We start from the raw sequence: 13,053 nt of genomic DNA, 5'->3' as shown, positions 1-13,053 counted from the left end.
GGCCGGTGGTGCTCAGCGCGCGATGCGAAGCATCACCAGCACCACCGGTCCTGCAGATGTATCGCGACGTGATGCGACAGGGTCAGGCCGCGAGCACGACCCGCAGCTGCTCGATCGCCCAGTCGAGCTCGGTCGCCCGGACGACCAGCGGCGGAGCCAGCACGACCGTCGCGTCACCCACGACGTCGACCAGCAGGCCGCGCGCGACGAGTCGCCGAGCGACCTCGGCCGCCGTCACGACCTCGGGGTCGACGTCGACGCCCGCCCAGACACCCGCGGTGCGGACGCCGACGGCCCCGGCTCCCACGAGCACCTCGATCCGCGCGGCCAGGTGCTCGGCGAGCGCGCGGGCCCGGTTCTGCAGCTCGCCCGCCTCGAGCATCTCGACCACGCGGTGCGCGATGGCGCTCGCGAGCGGAGACACCGGCACCGGTGCCGTTGCTTCACCGAGCAGCGCTCGGCTTCCGACGACGGCAGCGACGGGAATGATGCCTCCGCCGAGCGCCGGCCCGATCACCCGGAGATCGGGGGCCTCGCCCTCCCCGCCGAGCGCGACGGTGTCGCCGAGCCGGCCGAGGCCGCTGCGCGTCTCGTCGAGGATCAGGATGACCCCGCGGTCGGCGCACGCCCGTCGCGCGGCCGCGAGATAGCCCGCGGGCGCGGCGATGACTCCTGCTGCGGCCTGGACGGGTTCGAGGACGACGGCGCCGACGGTGCCGTCCAGCGCCGCGACGAGAGCGTCGATGTCACCGAAGGGCACCGTGGCCGCGCCGGATGCCGCGAACTCGGGGTGCGAGCCGGCCGCGACGACGACGTTCCCCCGCTCCCCCGCGCCGAGCGCGATCTCGACGGCGGCTCGGAGCGCGTCGGGCCCGGAGGCAGCCGGAAGCACCGCCTCAGCGCCGAGCACGGCAGCGAGCGCGTCGGCGAATCCGTCCGTACGGTCGTCGGCGACGACCGCGCTCCTCGCCGTCAACCGCCCGAGCTGCTCGGTCGCGACGGCGAGCAGGGCGGGATGCCGATGCCCGAAGGTGAGCGCCGGGTCGCCGGTCAGGTCGAGGTAGCGACGCCCCTCGACGTCGGTCATCCACGCCCCGTCGCCCGTCGCGACCATGACCGGCAGCAGGGGCGGCTTTCCCGCGAGGACATGCACAGGGGCTCCCGCCTCGCGTGCATCGGGCGTCGGGTGGTGGTCGGCGAACGTCATTCGGGCTCCTGGCTTCGGCGGTCGCGCACGCGGCGGCGGGTCGCCGGGCGGCCGGCACCCATTCTCCCCCGGGCGCCCGTGGGGCCCGCTGTGCGATTGCGCAAGATGCTGCCGGATCGCTTGCCCGACTGCCAGGCTGGGATCACACCACCGCGAAACGTCGAAGGAGACCCATGCAGCAGCGCACCCTCGGACCGTTCACCGTCTCGGCCATCGGCCTGGGCGGGATGCCCGTCTCGATGAACAACGACAAGCAGATCCCCGACCGCGAGGATGCCGTCGCGACGGTCCACGCCGCACTCGACGCGGGCGTCACCCTGCTCGACACGGCGGACATCTACGCCCCGAGCTGGGACACGATGGGCCACAACGAGGAGATCATGGCCGAGGCCCTGGCCACGTGGAGCGGCGATCGGTCTCAGATCGTCGTAGCGACCAAGGGCGGGATCACTCGCAGCGAGGGCGAGAAGTGGGGTCGGGACGGCTCGCTCGACTATCTCCGGAAGGCCGTCGAGGCGTCGCTCCGCGCTCTCCGCGTCGATGTGATCGACCTCTACCAGTACCACCGGCCCGACCGCTGGATGGTCTACGGCGAGGTGATGGAGAACCTCAAGACCCTGCAGCAGGAGGGCAAGATCCGCGCGGTCGGCATCTCGAACGCGAGCGTCGAGGAGATCGAGATCGCCGAGCAGGTGCTCGGCGAGGGCAACCTCACGAGCGTGCAGAACGAGTTCTCGCCGCGGCATCCGGGCAGCTACGACGAGCTGCGGTACTGCGTCGACCGCGGGATCGCCTTCCTCCCCTGGAGCCCCCTGGGCGGCACGGGCGGCGGAGCGCGGTCGATCGGCGAGCGCTTCGCCGCCTTCGGCGAGGTCGCCCGCGCCCACGACGTGAGCCCGCAGCAGGTCGTGCTGGCATGGGAGCTGGGGCTGGGCGACACCGTCATCCCCATCCCGGGAGCCCGTCGGGCGGAGTCGATCATCGACAGCGCGAAGGCCGTCCACCTCGAGCTCTCGGGCGACGAGCGCGCGCGCCTGTCGCGGTCGGTCGGCATCGACGCCTGACCCGGCGCACGGACGTCACGACGGCCCGCTCCGGTTCGCCCGGGGCGGGCCGCCGCGCGTCCGGCGCTGCTGCCACTCAGGCCGTGAGTGGATGCTCGCCGACGACGGCATCCGCGTTCATCGGGATGGGCCCGTGGATGCGGGGCCGTCCGTCGACCCTCGTGACCTCGACGCCGTTGCGGGCGAGCCCCTCGACGCTGCAGTCGATCCGCAGCAGCGGCAGTCGCACGTCGGCGTAGACGGTCGCGACGACCGCGGCGACGTCGCCCGGATCGCAGGCTCGGATGTACCCGCCCGGCTCCCACGGCACGCCGCGCGTCGCGACCTCGTACTCGCCGAACTTGCGGCTCATGCCCCAGTCGTCGGCGATCGCGATGTGACAGACGATCTCGTCCATGACGCCTCCTTAATGAAACGCCACCGTATCATTCTGATAGCCTGTCGCCATGCCCTCGACCGCAGACCGGCGTCGCGGCCGGCCACCCGCCCATGAGCAGGCGGCGCGCGACGCCCGCATCGTCGCCGTCGCGGCTCGGCTGTTCGTCGACGTCGGCTTCCACGCCGCTTCGCTCGACACGATCGCGCAGGAGGCAGGCGTGACCAAGCGCACCATCTACGAGCGGATCGGCGACAAGTCGGCGCTGCTCCGCGCGGCGGTGACCGACGTCCACGGCTACCTCGACGTCGCGGCACGCGACCTCCGGCAGGCCTGCACGCTCGTCGCAGCGGCGCTCTTCGCCGACCGGGCCGTCGGGCTGCACCGCGCGGCCGTCGCAGTCGCCCTGGACGACCCCGCGATCTCACACGCGTTCTACGACGCGGGCCCCGTCGCTGCGCAGCGATACCTGGCCGCGCATCTGGGCGGCGACGAGCGCCGCGCAGAGCATCTCTTCGCGGCTCTCCTCGGCGAACCGCACCGCCGGCGCCTCCTCGGCATCGACCCCGAGCCGACGGGCGCGGCGCTGGACGCCCACGTGACCGCCGTGCTCGAGCGCTTCGTCTGACCCCGCTGGCCGCGGTCAGCGGGACGTCGCCGCCGTCAGCGGGACGCGGGTGGCGCAGCGGGGTCGAGCCGGTCGAGTGCGACGATGGCGCGCGCGGCGGCCCCGCGGCGCAGGATGCCATGGACGAGCAGGACAGCCCCCACGCCGACACCCACGAGCACCGGCATGTTGAGGCCGGGCGAGAAGGCCAGCGCGATGACCACGATGGCGAGCCCGACCGCGCCGAGCCCGATGAACATGGCGCCCACGAGCGACTCACGCTCGGCCGATAGGCGGGCGAGGATCAGCGCGGGCGCGGCGGATGCGTCATCGGTCATCCCGTCACGCTACCGAGATGCCACCGTCGCGACCACCCGCAGCCGCCCGCGTCGACTCAGATGACCGCCTCGGACCAGTCGTCGGGGTTTCCGAAACGGTGCGCCGTGATCGTGATCGACTGCTCGTGCACGAACGGCAGCAGCTCGATGCGACCCGCCGTCGTGACCTCGTCGGCGTAGACGGCGACATCCGGATCACCCTCGGTCGCCCCCGCGACCGCCGTCCGCAGCTCGGCCACCGTGTCGCGCGAGCCGACCAGGCGGATACGGCCCGGGCGGCGATTCGCCGCGGCGATGCGCTGCAGCCATTCGCCGTCCGTCTCCACCGACACCGAGATGTCGACCTCGCCGAGCGCGCGCCGCACGTCGGCAGGAAGACCCACCGGCGAGCTCAGCGTCACCGCCGATCCGGCCCGCACGCCCGCGACGATCACGCGCAGCACCGCCTGCCAGGTCGCGTCGGACGACGCTCTGACCGCGACGTCGACGGGCCGGTAGCGGAACAGGTTCCGCTCGACGCCGAGACCCGACACGTCGCGCACCTGACCGAACTCGCGGTCCCAGGCGACGGCATCCGAGAGCGCGCCCCGCCGCAGCCATTCGAACGACTCGTAGTCGAGCGTGGGCTGGGCCGACTCGATGATGGTCGTGATCCGCGAGTCGAGACCGCGCAGGTGGAGCGTGCTGGATGCCGACCCGCTCGAGGCGCGCCACGATCCGAGACCGATGAGGTAGTTCGGTCCGCCGGCCTTCGTACCCGCGCCCACAGATGACCGCTTCCAACCGCCGAAGGGCTGCCGCTGGACGATGGCGCCGGTGATGCCGCGGTTGACGTACAGGTTGCCCGCCTCGACCCGCTCGAGCCACGTCGCGAGGTCGGCGGCATCCTGCGTGTGAAGCCCCGCGGTCAGCCCGTAGGCGACTGCGTTCTGCAGTTCGATCGCGTCTTCGAGCGTGCGGGCGTGCATGACGCCGAGCACCGGCCCGAAGAACTCCTCGAGGTGCGTGCGCGATCCCGGGCTCACCCCGACCTTGACGCCCGGCGACCAGAAGCGTCCTTCGGTGTCGTCGCCGAGGTCGAGACGGCGCGGCTCGACGAGCCACCGCTCGCCGTCTTCGAGCGAGGTGAGCGCCCACTCGAGCTTGCCCTGCGGCGGCTCGATGACCGGCCCGACCTCGCTGCGCGGGTCGGTCGGCGGGCCGACCCGCAGCGAACGCGTCGCGTCGACCAGCTGGCGTGCGAAGCGCTTGGACCGACCGACCGGCCCCACGAGGATCGCCAGCGACGCCGCGGAGCACTTCTGTCCGGCGTGACCGAACGCGCTCTTGATCAGGTCGGCGGCGGCGAGATCGAGATCGGCCGAGGGCATGACGATGATGGCGTTCTTGCCGCTGGTCTCGGCCAGCAGCGGCAGCTCGGGCCGCCACGACCGGAACAGGGCCGCCGTCTCCCACGAGCCGGTGAGGATGACGCGATCGACCGACGGATGGGTGATCAGGCGGCGACCGAGATCGCCTTCGTCGATGTCGACGAGCGCGAGGAGGTCGCGGGGCACCCCGGCATCCCACAGCGCCTCGGCGACGACCGCCGCGCAGCGACGGGCCTGCGGGGCGGGCTTGAAGACGACGCCCGATCCCGCCGCGAGGGCCGCGAGCACACCGCCGGCCGGGATCGCGAGCGGGAAGTTCCACGGCGGGGTGACCACCGTGACCGACGCCGGCTGGAACACGGCGCCGCTCACCCGATCGAGCTCGCGGGCCGTCGCGGCGTAGTAGGCGGCGAAGTCGACCGCCTCGCTGACCTCGACATCTGCTTCGGCGAGCACCTTGCCGGTCTCCGACGCGGCGACCTCGATCAGCTCGGCCCGGCGCGACTCGAGCGCGCGCGAGGCCGCCAGCAGCACGGCGCTGCGGTCGGCCGCGGGCATCGCACCCCAGGCGGATGCCGCCGCGCCGACGCGCGCCACGATCTCATCGAGCGTCTCGGCGTCGTCGACCCGGGCCGCGGCGATCGTCTCGTCGCCGGCCGTGCTGCCGGCGATGCGCGAGAGGATGCGGCGGGCCCACTCCCGATTGACCGCGAGCGCGGGGTCGGAGTCGGGCGTGTTCGAGAAGCCGGGAGCTCCGAGCGCCGGCGCCCGCCGCGTCTCGCGGGGCGCGTACACCGCCGTCTCGACGAAATGCTCGCCCCCGAAGAGGACGTCGTCGCGCTGCTCGAGGGCCGTCGTGTCGTTCGGGCGACCAGCCGCGTCGGCGATGCCGAGCACGGCCTGGGTCAGACCGTCGTCGCCCTCGGCAGGGTCGCGCGTGATGCGCTGCGGCGCGAGAGAGCGCAGGGTCAGCGTGCGGTCCTGCGTGCGGTTCGGTCCGCTCGGCAGAGCCGGGTCGACCGCGCGCTCGAGCGAGGCGAGGAACCGGTCGCGTTCGCGCTCGAACAGGCTCGCGTCGGTGGCGAGATCGAACGCGGCCGACAGGAAGTTCTCGCTCGAGGCGTTCTCCTCGAGGCGGCGGACGAGGTAGCTGATCGCCACGTCGAACTCGTCGGGCCGCACGACCGGCACATAGAGCAGCACGTGGCCGACGTCGTTCGTCACCGCCGCGACCTGGCCCTGAGCCATACCGAGCAGCATCTCGATCTCGATGTCGTCACGCACCCCGCGCTCACCGGCGAGCAGCCAGGCGTAGGCGATGTCGAACAGGTTGTGTCCGGCGACACCCAGGCGCACCGCCGCACTGCGCTCGGGCCGCAGGGCGCGATCGAGGCAGCGGAGGTACATCGCGTCGGCGTCGAGCTTGCTCGCGTGGGTCGCCAGCGGCCAGCCGTGGACGGTGGCGTCGACGCGCTCCATCGCGAGGTTCGCGCCCTTGACCAGTCGCACCTTGATGCGGCTTCCGCCCGCGGCGACGCGGGCCTGCGCCCACGCCGTCAGCTCGTCGAGCGCGTCGGCGGCGTCGGGCAGGTAGGCCTGCAGCACGATGCCGGCCTCGAGCCCCCGGAGCCGCTCGTCCTCGAGGATGCGGGTGAAGACGGCGATCGTGAGATCGAGGTCGCGGTACTCCTCCATGTCGAGGTTGATGAAGGTGCCGTCTTCGGCCGCGCTCAGGTACAGCGGAAGCAGCCGCTCGACCACGTCGGCGACGACCTCGTCGAACGCCCACATCGAGATGCGGCTGACGATCGCGGAGACCTTGACCGAGACGTAGTCGACGTCGGGCCGGCGGATCAGCTCGTGGATGCCCTCGAGGCGTCGCCGGGCTTCGTCTTCGCCCAGCACGGCCTCACCGAGGAGATTGAGGTTGAGGCGGGCACCGGATTCGCGGATCCGGGCGATCGCCGGGCCGAGCTTGTGCGGTCGCGCGTCGACGACGAGGTGACCGACCATCTCGCGCAGCGCCGTGCGGGCGATGGGCACGACCGGGGTCGGCAGCATCGGGGCGACGGCGCCGCCGATGCGCACAGCGCCGCGGAGGTACCACGGCAGGAACTCCGGGACGAGGGGGGCGACGTGGTGCAGGCGGGTCGCGGCGGCGGTCACGCTCTCGGGGCGCATGACGCCATCGACGAAGCCGATCGTGAACGGCAGGCCGTTCGGGTCGCGAAGGACTCCGGCGAGGCGCTGCGCTGCGGCATCCGCAGGGAAGTCGGCCGACGTGTGCACCCATTTCTGGGCCAAAGCCACCGCCTGTTGGGCGAGGGGATCGTCGGCGGGGAAGCCCGGCGGGGTGGTGCCGGACGAAACGGTGTCGGACATGCCGCCAGCCTATGTCTCGGGCGCCCTCCGGGCGCGGCGCCTCGCCCGGGGTCAGTCCCAGATGCTGGGGGCCTCGGCGCGCGTCGAGGGCAGAGCCGTGGCGGTGGCCCACTCGGTCATCCACGGCTCGAGCGCGGGCAGGTCATCGCGGCGGCCGAGCACCGCGAAGAGCTCGTCGAGCGGCACGATACCGCCCGTACGGCGGAGGAACCGTGACCGAACGAGCATCTCGGCGTAGACCTCGCCGCGCACCACGGCACGGTGCACCATGTACACCGACTTGTCGTCGTGCCCGTGCAGGCGCGTCTCGATCGTGAACCGCTGCCAGAGGTTGAGCGACTTGCGGAAGGTGATGGTGCTGCTGGCGACGACGCCGTACCAGCCCTTCTCCTGGAAGGTGTCCCAGATGCCGTTGCGCACCAGCAGGTCGAACCGGCCGAGGTCGAACAGCGAGGCGTACCGCCCGTTGTTCATGTGCCCGAGCAGGTCGATGTCGGTGGGCAGCGTCCGCAGCTCCACCCGGCCGACCGCCATGAGCGGTCGCGGGCCGTTCCTGCGCAGCTGTCGCTTCGCTCGCCAGATCGTCAGCAGGGTCCGGAGCCACACGTTCACGAGGGCCGACGCTATCGGATGCCCTATGCCCCCGCCCGCATCCGTTGTGCATCTCCCACAACCCGCGCCCCCGCCCGCTCGCAAGAACGGAGAATCGCGCGAACATCGGAGGATCTCGCGGGATCCGTCCGACGTACGCGCGATTCTCCGACGCAAGCGCGACCCGCGACGCGAGCGCCGCGGGTCAGGCGCGGGCGGTGTCGAGCACGATGACCGCCCATGAAAGGGCGGGCAGGGTCGCCCGCAGCGTGCCGTCGTCGAGACCGACGCCGCGCAGGGGCACGAGGCCGACGTCATCCTGGTCCGCCTCGGTGTTCGCCGAACGCCGGTCGCCGCCCTGGGGCACCGTCAGCACCTCGGCCGAGACGACGCTCGACGCCCCGAGCCCGCGCAGTTCGAGCGACACCTCGGTCTCGGCGTCGAGTGAGCGGTTCGCGACGAACAGCGCGACGCGGCCGGTCGACTCGTCCCAGGTGGCGGCGGCGTCGACGACATCCACATCGCCGAACTTCGCCGTCGGGGTCTGGTCCGAGTCGATCGCGAGTCGAAGCACACGGCCCTGGGCGAGCTGCGACATGCGCGCGAACGGCCAGAAGATCGACTGCCGCCACGCGGGCCCGCCCTCCTCCGACCGGATGGGGGCGATCACGTTGACCAGCTGCGCCTGGTTGGCGATGCGCACGCGGTCGCCGTGCCGCAGCAGGCTGTGCAGGAACGTCCCGACCACGACGGCGTCGGTGACGTTGTAGGTGTCCTCGATCAGACGCGGGTGGGCACGCCATTCCTTCGACGCCGAGACGATGTGCGGCTGGTCCTCGGTGTCGAGACCGCGCTGGTACCAGACGTTCCACTCGTCGAACGAGATGTCGACCTGCTTGCGGTGCTTGCCGGCGGCCTTGACCGCGTCGATCGTCGAGACGACGCCGTCGATGAACGCGTCCATGTCGACGGCCTCGGCGAGGAAGGATGCCGCGTCGCCGCCGTCCTCCTGGTAGTAGGCGTGCATCGAGATGTAGTCGACCTCGTCGTACGCGTGGGTGAGCACCGTGTGCTCCCACGTGCCGAAGGTCGGCATCTGCCGATTCGACGACCCCACCGCGACGAGCTCGATGTCGGGGTCGACCAGGCGCATCGCCTTCGCCGTCTCCTGCGCGAGTCGGCCGTACTCGTGGGCGGTCTTGTGACCGATCTGCCACGGTCCGTCGAGCTCGTTGCCGAGGCACCACAGCCGGATGTCGAACGGGTCTGCGGCGCCGTTGCGGCGACGCAGGTCGGACCAGTACGTCCCGCCCGCGTGATTGGCGTACTCGACGAGGGCGCGCGCCTCGTCGACGCCGCGGGTGCCGAGGTTCACCGCCTCCATGACCTCGACCTGGGCCTCGCGGGCCCAGTCGACGAACTCGTGCAGCCCGAACGCGTTGGTCTCGACGGTGTGCCAGGCGCCGTCGAGCCGGTGCGGACGGTCGGCGACCGGGCCGACGCCGTCCTCCCAGTTGTAACCCGACACGAAGTTGCCTCCGGGATAGCGGACGACCGTGGCGCCGAGCTCCTTCACGAGCGAGAGCACATCGCGACGGAAGCCGCGATCGTCGGCCTGCGGGTGGCCGGGCTCGTAGATGCCGGTGTAGACGCAGCGGCCCATGTGCTCGACGAACGAGCCGAAGAGACGGCGCGGCACGTCGGCCACGGTGAAGTCGCGATCGAGGACGATGCGGGCGCGGGGCATGATGCTCCTGTTCTTTCGGGGGTGAGGGGATGCGGACGCGTGCCGGGCGGCGCCGGTCACTGACCGCCGAAGCCGGTCGTGGCGACGCCGCGGACGATCTGCTTCTGGAACACCAGGAAGACGACGATCAGCGGCACGGAGGCGAGCACGGCCTGGGCCATCACCTGCGCGTACTGCACGCCGTAAGCGCTGATGACGGTCTGGAGTCCCACCGGCAGGGTCATGAGGGTCGTGTCGTTGATGATGAGGAACGGCCAGAGGAAGTTGTTCCACGCGCCGATGAACACGAAGATCGCGACGGCGCCGAGGATGGGCCGCGACAGCGGCAGCACGATCGACCAGAACACCCGGAAGCGTCCGGCGCCGTCGACCCGCGCGGCATCCTCGAGCTCGATCGGCACCTGGTCGAAGAACTTCTTGAGGATGAACACCATCGCCGGGGCGACCACCTGCGGCAGGATCAGGCCCCACGGGGTGTCGACGAGGTTGAAGGCGAGCATCTCGTAGAAGAGCGGGATGATCAGCACCTGCGGCGGGATGACGATCGAGGCGATGACCGCGCCGTAGAGCAGCTTCTTGCCGCGGAACTCCAGCCGCGAGAACGCGTAGGCGGCGACGGCCGAGATCGCGACGGTGAGGAGGGTGATCACGACGGAGGTCCAGAGGCTGTTGCCGGCCCAGATCCAGACGTTGCCCTGCGAGAGGATCGAGGTGAAGGCCTCGGTCGTGGGCCCGCTCTCGCCCACCCAGCCGCCGGCACCCGATGCGGCGTCGGTCTCGGTCTTGAAGGCGGTGGCGACCGCCCACAGGAACGGCAGCAGCCAGCCGATCGCCATGAGGGCGAGGGCGATGAAGGCGACGACGTTGATCGCGCTGAATCGGCGCTGACCGGGCTTGCGGCTCCGCGGATCGGGGCCGACCCCCGGGGCGACGACGGCGCGCGTGGCCGTGGAGCTGGCGGTGGCGGCGCTCATGAGTGCTCCTTCCGGCGACGGGTGGCGAGGGCCTGGATGACGCCGATCAGGACGATCACGGCGAAGAAGACGTACGAGATCGCTGCCGAGTAGCCGAAGCGGTACCCGACGAACCCGGACTCGTAGATGTACTGCACGATCGAGCGGGTCGTCTCGCTCGCGATGCCTCCGAGCATCTGGTACGCCTGATCGAACAGCTTCAGCGAAGCCAGCACCTGCAGGATGACGATCAGCACGGTGACCTGCCCGAGCTGCGGGATCGTGATCGAGAAGAGCTTGCGCCACTCCCCCGCACCGTCGATGGATGCGGCCTCGTACTGGGTCTCGGGGATGTTCTGGAGGGCCGCGAGGTAGAGCAGGAAGTTGAAGCCGATCGTCCACCACACCGTCGCGACGACGATCGCGAGCATGTTGGTGTCGGGGTTCTGCAGCCACGCGATCGGCTCGAGCCCGAACGCCTCGAGGATGCCGTTGGCCGCGCCGATCTGCGGGTTGAAGATCCACACCCAGATCTGCGAGATCACGGTCGAGGCCAGCAGGTAGGGCATGAAGAACGACATTCGCCAGAGCCACTGCCCGGGCAGGCCGCGTTGCACGAGGAGCGCCATGACGAGGGCGATCACGACCAGCGGCACGGTCGAGAGCACCGTGAACCAGGCGGTGTTGCCCAGCGACTGCCACATGACGGGATCGCCGAGGGCCTCGACGTAGTTCGCGATGCCGATGAACGAGCCACCGGCGCCCGTGAGCGACTGGTCGGTGAAGCTGAGGTAGAGCCCGTGCAGCAGCGGCCACACGAGGAAGAGGAGGAAGGCGGCGAGGAACGGCGCGAGGAAGGTCCAGGCGATGCGCTGCTCGCCGCGGTCGCCGACGTGCCGGTGCCGTCCCGTGCGGTCGCCGGTGACGATCGCGCGCGTCGCGGCGGTGTCGGCGAGTCCGGCGCGCCCGGATCCGGTGTCGAGGGTCATGCGCCGGCTCCTTCCGGTGCGGCCGGGTTGGGCGTCTTCAGGCGCTGGTCGACGCCCGTGCGGAAGCGTGCGATCGCCTGGGCGGGGTCGGCGCCCTGGAGCAGGACGTTCTGCACGGCGGCGCCGAAGTCGGCCTGGAATCGAGAGCCCGAGCCGGTGAACCACGCGGGCGGGTCGTATCTGACGAGCTCCGCGGCCTCGGCGTAGTGCGCCTGCGGCAGCAGATCGGCGTACGCGGCGGACTGCGTCACCGGCAGGTAGGCGGGGATGTGGCCGGCGCCGGCCCAGTCGAACGAGCCCTTCAGGATGTCGGCGACGAAGCGGTAGACGAGGTCGCGTGACTCCTCGTCGGGTGCGCTCTGGTGCGGCAGGGTGAACGAGTGCGAGTCGGCGTAGACCGACGGGGTGCCGAACACCGCCGGGATGATCGCGGCATCGATCGGGAGGTTCTGCTGCTGCATCGACCGCAGCTCCCACACGCCGGTGAGGAAGAGTCCGCTGCGGCCCGTCGCGAACTCGGCGATGGCGCTCTGGTAGTCGGCGCTCCGCGAGGCGATCTCGTCGTCGAGCAGCTGCTGCATGAAGCTGAGCGCCGCGACCGCGGCATCCTCGTCGATCTGCGCCTGGCCGCCCTCGGGCAGCTCGATCTCGAGGCCGTGCTGCGTGTAGAGCGTGTAGAACAGGCGCCACATCTGCGCTCCGTCGCCCAGATAGCCGAACGACAGCCCGTGCGACTCCGACACCGCGGCCACGGCACGCCCGAGCTCGAGGAAGTCCTCGGGCGAGGTGATGGGCGGCAGCTTGCCGTCGCTGTCGAGCACTCCCGCCTCGGCGCAGATGTCGGTGTTGTACATCAGGATGAACGGGTGGGCGTCGAGCGCGACGCTGTAGAGGTCATCGCCGATGAAGCCCTTACGCCAGATCGCGTCGGTGAAGGTGCTCGCGTCAACGCCGAGGTCGGCCAGCCGCCCGGTGTCCCAGGTGTCGAGGAGACCGCCCGGCGCGTATCCGACGACCCGCGACGCGTGCATGACCGAGACGTCGGGCGCCCGGCCGCCCGCAGCTGCCATCGCGAGCTTCGTGTAGTACGGCTCGCCCCAGGCGAGCACCGTCGGCCGCACGCGATAGTCGGACTGCGCGGCGTTGACGCCGTCGATGAGCCCCGACATCGTCACCCCGTCGGCACCCGAGAGCAGGTGCCAGAACTGGAGCGTGCGGGCGTTGGAACCGCCGGGGAGCCCCGCGCACGACGCGAGGAAGGCGGTTCCGGCGAGGGCGGCGGCTCCGGTGAGGAACCGCCGCCGACTGAGTTCGAGGGGTGGGGCCATCGGTCACTCCTTTGTGACGGCACGACATTGTGACAACCGCGGACCCTCACACTTTTACATCGATGTAATCAATGCGCAAGGAAAAGGTCGGATACCGCCAC

11 protein-coding genes are annotated in these 13,053 nt (G+C 71.1%); 2 read left to right on the top strand and 9 right to left on the bottom strand.

The features are described 5' to 3' along the window. Positions 1-82: 82 nt before the first annotated feature. Positions 83-1,207 (bottom strand): aminotransferase class III-fold pyridoxal phosphate-dependent enzyme, encoded by a 1,125-nt coding sequence (locus tag QUC20_RS02235; protein WP_289330810.1) that lies wholly within the window; start codon positions 1,205-1,207, stop codon positions 83-85. A gap of 173 nt (positions 1,208-1,380) precedes the next feature. On the opposite strand from QUC20_RS02235, the gene QUC20_RS02230 reads away from it, so the two are divergent. Continuing rightward, a complete protein-coding gene (locus tag QUC20_RS02230) occupies positions 1,381-2,271 on the top strand; it encodes an aldo/keto reductase (protein WP_120263559.1) in 891 nt (296 codons plus the stop codon). Between the two features lie 76 nt (positions 2,272-2,347). Here the strand turns inward: QUC20_RS02230 and QUC20_RS02225 are convergent, their stop codons facing one another. Further along, complete coding sequence (locus tag QUC20_RS02225; protein ID WP_120263560.1) at positions 2,348-2,668, bottom strand: DUF952 domain-containing protein; 321 nt, start codon at positions 2,666-2,668, stop codon at positions 2,348-2,350. 49 nt (positions 2,669-2,717) lie between these two features. Here QUC20_RS02225 and QUC20_RS02220 point away from each other — a divergent pair, with 49 nt between their 5' ends. Further along, positions 2,718-3,275, top strand: a complete 558-nt coding sequence (locus QUC20_RS02220) for a TetR/AcrR family transcriptional regulator (protein ID WP_289330809.1) — start codon at positions 2,718-2,720, stop codon at positions 3,273-3,275. Positions 3,276-3,310: 35 nt separating this feature from the next. On the opposite strand, the gene QUC20_RS02215 is transcribed toward QUC20_RS02220, so the two are convergent. The 7 genes from QUC20_RS02215 to QUC20_RS02185 form a co-directional block, all read right to left on the bottom strand. After that, complete coding sequence (locus QUC20_RS02215; protein WP_289330808.1) at positions 3,311-3,592, bottom strand: hypothetical protein; 282 nt, start codon at positions 3,590-3,592, stop codon at positions 3,311-3,313. Positions 3,593-3,648: 56 nt separating this feature from the next. Beyond that, positions 3,649-7,344 carry a proline dehydrogenase family protein gene (locus QUC20_RS02210; protein WP_289330807.1) on the bottom strand — a complete coding sequence of 1,232 codons (3,696 nt, stop codon included), beginning with the start codon at positions 7,342-7,344 and terminating at the stop codon, positions 3,649-3,651. Positions 7,345-7,395: 51 nt separating this feature from the next. Next, positions 7,396-7,956: an acyl-CoA thioesterase gene (locus QUC20_RS02205; protein ID WP_289330806.1), complete on the bottom strand. Its 561-nt coding sequence runs from the start codon at positions 7,954-7,956 to the stop codon at positions 7,396-7,398. Between the two features lie 184 nt (positions 7,957-8,140). Continuing rightward, positions 8,141-9,682, bottom strand: a complete 1,542-nt coding sequence (gene arfA, locus QUC20_RS02200) for an arabinosylfuranosidase ArfA (RefSeq protein WP_289330805.1) — start codon at positions 9,680-9,682, stop codon at positions 8,141-8,143. Positions 9,683-9,738: 56 nt separating this feature from the next. Beyond that, positions 9,739-10,656 carry a carbohydrate ABC transporter permease gene (locus tag QUC20_RS02195; protein WP_289330804.1) on the bottom strand — a complete coding sequence of 306 codons (918 nt, stop codon included), beginning with the start codon at positions 10,654-10,656 and terminating at the stop codon, positions 9,739-9,741. Continuing rightward, complete coding sequence (locus QUC20_RS02190; protein WP_289330803.1) at positions 10,653-11,624, bottom strand: carbohydrate ABC transporter permease; 972 nt, start codon at positions 11,622-11,624, stop codon at positions 10,653-10,655. Before QUC20_RS02190 ends, QUC20_RS02195 begins: the two co-directional genes overlap by 4 nt. Then, positions 11,621-12,952, bottom strand: coding sequence for an extracellular solute-binding protein (locus tag QUC20_RS02185; RefSeq protein ID WP_289330802.1), 1,332 nt, complete (start codon positions 12,950-12,952; stop codon positions 11,621-11,623). Before QUC20_RS02185 ends, QUC20_RS02190 begins: the two co-directional genes overlap by 4 nt. Positions 12,953-13,053 lie beyond the last annotated feature (101 nt).

This window comes from Microbacterium arborescens, from assembly GCF_030369635.1.
Classification (GTDB): Bacteria; Actinomycetota; Actinomycetes; order Actinomycetales; family Microbacteriaceae; genus Microbacterium.
This window is presented reverse-complemented; position numbering and strand designations above follow the sequence as displayed.

What these genes read in the sequence shown, in the direction of transcription:
- QUC20_RS02235 (WP_289330810.1), bottom strand. Translation starts at nt 1,207, where the DNA reads ATGACGTTCGCCGACCACCACCCGACGCCCGATGCACGCGAGGCGGGA.
- QUC20_RS02230 (WP_120263559.1), top strand. Translation starts at nt 1,381, where the DNA reads ATGCAGCAGCGCACCCTCGGACCGTTCACCGTCTCGGCCATCGGCCTG.
- QUC20_RS02225 (WP_120263560.1), bottom strand. Translation starts at nt 2,668, where the DNA reads ATGGACGAGATCGTCTGTCACATCGCGATCGCCGACGACTGGGGCATG.
- QUC20_RS02220 (WP_289330809.1), top strand. Translation starts at nt 2,718, where the DNA reads ATGCCCTCGACCGCAGACCGGCGTCGCGGCCGGCCACCCGCCCATGAG.
- QUC20_RS02215 (WP_289330808.1), bottom strand. Translation starts at nt 3,592, where the DNA reads ATGACCGATGACGCATCCGCCGCGCCCGCGCTGATCCTCGCCCGCCTA.
- QUC20_RS02210 (WP_289330807.1), bottom strand. Translation starts at nt 7,344, where the DNA reads ATGTCCGACACCGTTTCGTCCGGCACCACCCCGCCGGGCTTCCCCGCC.
- arfA (WP_289330805.1), bottom strand. Translation starts at nt 9,682, where the DNA reads ATGCCCCGCGCCCGCATCGTCCTCGATCGCGACTTCACCGTGGCCGAC.
- QUC20_RS02195 (WP_289330804.1), bottom strand. Translation starts at nt 10,656, where the DNA reads ATGAGCGCCGCCACCGCCAGCTCCACGGCCACGCGCGCCGTCGTCGCC.
- QUC20_RS02190 (WP_289330803.1), bottom strand. Translation starts at nt 11,624, where the DNA reads ATGACCCTCGACACCGGATCCGGGCGCGCCGGACTCGCCGACACCGCC.
- QUC20_RS02185 (WP_289330802.1), bottom strand. Translation starts at nt 12,952, where the DNA reads ATGGCCCCACCCCTCGAACTCAGTCGGCGGCGGTTCCTCACCGGAGCC.